General features: G+C 58.9%; 3 protein-coding genes. 2 read left to right on the forward strand and 1 reads right to left on the reverse strand.

Annotation, left to right across the window (positions count from 1 at the left end):
- On the forward strand, positions 1–1,027 hold a 1,027-nt coding region (locus tag ABX749_RS23160), incomplete at its 5' end, for a Trx7/PDZ domain-containing (seleno)protein (RefSeq protein WP_372898077.1).
- Between the two features lie 82 nt (positions 1,028–1,109).
- Positions 1,110–2,081 carry a threonine/serine dehydratase gene (locus ABX749_RS23165; RefSeq protein ID WP_372898078.1) on the forward strand — a complete coding sequence of 324 codons (972 nt, stop codon included), beginning with the start codon at positions 1,110–1,112 and terminating at the stop codon, positions 2,079–2,081.
- A gap of 677 nt (positions 2,082–2,758) precedes the next feature.
- Here the strand turns inward: ABX749_RS23165 and ABX749_RS23170 are convergent.
- Positions 2,759–4,003 carry a hypothetical protein gene (locus tag ABX749_RS23170; RefSeq protein ID WP_372898079.1) on the reverse strand — a complete coding sequence of 415 codons (1,245 nt, stop codon included), beginning with the start codon at positions 4,001–4,003 and terminating at the stop codon, positions 2,759–2,761.
- Positions 4,004–4,560: the final 557 nt, after the last annotated feature.

A 4,560-nucleotide genomic window follows, 5' to 3' on the forward strand; every position in this document is an offset into this window, starting at 1 on the left:
CAACGGTTTGGATTTGGACCTGTTCCAGTACGACACCGATCAATCCTTCGCCGTCTTCTTTCTGGCCGCCGACAAGACGATCTATGGACGATTCGGCACGCGTTCGCACCGTACCGAATGGATGGGGGACGTCTCGTTGAAGGGGCTCGCCAAGGCGCTGCAAGGGGCGCTGGACTTGCATGCCGACCACGCGAAGGTCAAAGAGGCGTTGGCGGGCAAACGCGGCCGGCCGATGGAAGTCTCGTCGCCGGAACGCTACCCGTCGTTGAAAGACAAATTTACCGACAGTCTGAATTACGATGGCGACGTCGTGAAAAGCTGCATTCACTGTCACCAGATCGGCGACGCCCAACGCGAGTACTACTGGCACGACAGAAAACCGATTCCCGACAAGGTGCTGTGGCCGTACCCGCATCCCAAGACCGTCGGACTGATCATGGATCCCAATGAGCGGGCGACGGTCAAAGAAGTCGAGGAGGATTCGATCGCCTCGCAAGCAGGGCTTCGCAGCGGCGACGTGATCGCAACGCTCGACGGCCAACCGATGCTCTCGATCGCCGACATTCAGTGGGTGTTGCACAACGTTGATCCCGACGGTGGCGCGGTGCCGGTTGAATTCAATCGCGACGGTTCAGCAGTTGCCGCGCAGTTGCGATTCCCCAAGGACTGGCGCCGCGCCAGTGACTTGTCCTGGCGCGTGACGACGTGGGGACTGCGTCGCATCGCAGCCGGTGGCATGGTGTTGGAACCGTCGACCCGTTCCGATGCCACACCGGTCGGCGTTGGAAACGAAACCATGGCGTTGCACGTCAAGCGAGTCGGGAAATACGGGCCCCACGGAACCGCCAAGCGAACCGGATTTCTGGAGGGCGATGTGATCACGTCGTTCGACGGGCGAACCGACCTGTCCAGCGAACAAGACCTGTTGACGTACGTGGTCACGTCAAAGCAGCCCGGTGATCAAGTCGACGTTACGGTGTTGCGCGACGGAAAAGTGCTGTCCTACAAGTTGCCGATTCAGAAGTAACATCGGCTAGGCTTCCAGCCTGTCATCAACGGTGTACTGATCGATTGCAGGCTGGATCGTCTCCATAGAAAAAGGACCGCGCATGTCATCTCCCACCGGACCTCCCGTGATCACCCTCGACGACATTCGGTCGGCCCAGCACCGGATCGCCGACTACGTCGTCCGCACGCCCGTGATCAACTGCGAAGTGATCTCCAAGCGGCTCGGCTGTGGCGTATCCTTCAAGGCGGAAAACTTGCAGCATGTCGGTGCGTTCAAGGCGCGTGGTGCCGTCAATGCGGTGATGAGTCTGAGCGAGGAGGATGCCCGCCGCGGCGTCGTGACTCATTCGTCCGGCAATCATGCCGCCGCGATCGCCCGCGCGGCTGGTTTGCGAGGCATTCCGGCATTCATCGTGATGCCCGAAAACGCGTCGCCGAAGAAAATTGCGGCGGTCGAATCCTATGGCGTCTCGCCGGTCTTTTGCGGTCCGTCGACGCAGCAGCGTGAGCAGGCTGCCGCCGAGCTGCAACAGCGGACCGGTGCGATCCTGGTGCATCCCTTCGAAACGCCGGCGGTGATGGCGGGGCAGGGAACGGTCGGGTTGGAATTGCTCGAGCAGGTCAGCGGGCTCGAAGCCATCCTGGTGCCAGTCGGCGGCGGAGGCCTGTTGGCGGGAGTTCTGGTCGCCGTCAAAACGATTCGGCCGGAGGTGAAAGTCTATGCCGTGGAACCGGCGCTTGCCGACGACACCGCGCGAAGTTTGAAGGCCGGGTCGCCACAACCGCCGACCCGTTATGACACCGTCGCCGACGGTCTGCGAACGCAAATCGGTGACCACACGTTTCCGATCATTGAGAGCTTGGTCGACGATCTGTTCCTCGTCTCGGAGGCATCCATTCTGTCGGCGATGCGGACGATCGCCGAAGACGCCCACTTGGTCGCCGAACCGTCGGGCGCGGTGGCGTTCGCCGGGCTGATCGACAACGCCGATCGTTTCGCCGGTCGATCGACGGCCGTGATCATCAGCGGCGGCAACCTGAACTTCGGCGATTGCCAGCTGGGACGCAACTAAACCCCTTGCCCTGCCCACAAACAGGCACCTCCTCAACGCCCCCAACCCACCGGGGACAGACCCCGAATCAATTTCCTGCGAGCTCACCGGGGACAGACCCCGAGCTCATCAACCCAGTGGGGACAGACCCCGAACCCAGTGGGGACAGACCCCGTGAATCTACAGCGGGGACAGACCCCGAATCCAATTCACCGGAACCCACTGGAATTCACCGGGGACTGTCCCCGAACTCACCGGGGACTGTCCCCGTGTGGGAATAGGGTGAATGGATTTATTGGGGTGTGTGCATCGTTTGGGTGGGGTGGGGGGCGAGGATTATTCGGACACAGCGGAGGGTCGGCGCGTCGTGCGCAGCGAGGGATTCAAATTTTGACAAAAGAAAAACACCCTCGGACCACACAAGGCGAGTTGCGAGGGAGTCATGCGTCTGTGGATCAATCCAGGGGCGACGGGAGATCAAGTCGGCTATCGCACTAAGACGCTGACGACCGACTGCCGGTGGATTCACGACGCCGGCGCCAGTTGTACAGTCGCGCCAGCTGTACAGTATCGTGTCCGACGCAACCTCGACCCGCCAACCCCGCACGTCAGCCGTCGCGGCGGAAAGCAATTCGATTGAGTTCAACGACGCGGAGTGATTCGGCTGAACACCGATCTTCCGGCGGATCGGCAGCGTTTCAGCGAAACAGATCCGGCTTCGTTTCACGCAGAATCGCCAGCGTGTCCGCCCGTGTTTTGGCATCCAGGTGACGGTACGCATCGTCTTGATTTTCGCCCGTCAAGACTGCCAGCAACTGACGCGTGACTTCGTTTTTGAGAGGCTTCTGCATGGAATCGAAGGTTGGCGAATAGATCAAGTAGCTGCAGGGGTACTTGAACATTCGGGTCTTCAGATCAAAGTCTCGGAGCGATCGGCCACGACTGTCCACCGGCCCGCGATTGCTAAACTCCTCAGCAAAAATGATCGAACCGTTGACCGGGTCGGTGAGTACCGCCTCGTTACAAAACAACGCATAATCGACGACCGGCTTGGCGATCAATCGAAGCTGGGCATCCCATTCCGCCGCCTCGTTGCTACGTTCGACGGTTCCATCACCTTGGTACAGCAGCTGACGCAGCGAAAAATCTGCTTGCGTGATCGCGTTGTGCATTTGCGTCTGGTGTTCCAACACCATCAACGCAACGATGTCACTGTAGGGAGATAGATAATCGTGTGTCTCGAAGTCATCCCACAGGCTCAAACGGTTTCCATTTTCGCGCGTGTCTAATTGTCCGCCACGAAGAAACGCGTTGCCCATGTGGCGCATCTCCCCGTGTCTCCCGGTCACATACCATCCTCCCCACCGCTGCGAGAATGGGCTGGAGTGGTCGGTGATGAATGACTCGCGCTGCGAAGCCACGCTGCCGTCGACCTCCGGATAGACGCTGCGAACGGTGTGTCCTGGCACGCCCTGTGTCATTGACGTCGCATGGCAAGCCAGGCAGTCGTAGTAGGCCTGCTCGACCTTGGCACGCCATGGCATCATGTCAACAGTGTAGAACGCGGTGCCCAGTTTCGGATCCGCCGTTGAGATCTCCATCAGGGAACTGCCCCGGACCCATCCCACGTAGGTGTCGTCGTTGAAATAAATCGCACGCGGGTTACGGCGTGAGATGTAGCGCACCTGCATGCTTGTCTTGGAAAACACCAGTGTTTGCGAAGATTCGGGGATCTCAAGTGCACGCAGGAGAGACCGTAGATAGCCCGTTTCGCGTGAGTATTCCAGCTGAATCGTTTTCGCATTCAACTTGTCGACTAGCCGGCTGACCCGGTTGTCGGCGGCCGTTTGGGAGTATTCAAACGGTGCCTTTTCGATATCGATGCTCAGGTTAATCTGGGCTCCGGCAGGTGCGATGAACAGACCGATGCTGCATACGGCCATGGAGAGCCAGCGAAGGGCAGGACACAAACGAAAGTCGCCGCTGGACATGGTGATGCCATCATAACGTTGAGAATCGGTGGTGAGACAACCCCGCCACAATCAGTCGTCAGCTCGTCGGCCCCCTCTCAATCGCTGCCCCGACGATTGAGTCACAAGGTCGCGATCGCCTTTATAATAGAAATGCACCGAGATGTATAGAATATAGTTTGTTCGGCTGCCCCGCACAATGTGGATCTTCCGCGTCTCTGTTCGGACCCAGCCGCGACAGCCCTTTGGTGGGGCGGCTCTTTTGGTGGGGACTGTCCCCAAATCGCCTGGCCGGGGACAGACCCCAGTTTGAATTCCTTCGCGCTGGTGCTGTTGTTGGACTACTGAAACCACAGTTCGGCGAAAATTTTTTACTTGACTTCCAAGGGCCATTCGGGTGGAATGGGTGTAGTTAGGCAGAGTATCACGATTACTCGTTAGTTTCGCTGCGAATGGTTGAGAAAGATCCTCAATCCCGCAGCAGTTTCCTGAAACGAGTTGGGGAGACTCTGCGATGGCAAGATCCAATC

Origin of the sequence: Stieleria sp., from assembly GCF_041595215.1 — a bacterium.
In the GTDB taxonomy this organism is placed as follows: Bacteria; Planctomycetota; Planctomycetia; order Pirellulales; family Pirellulaceae; genus Stieleria; species Stieleria magnilauensis.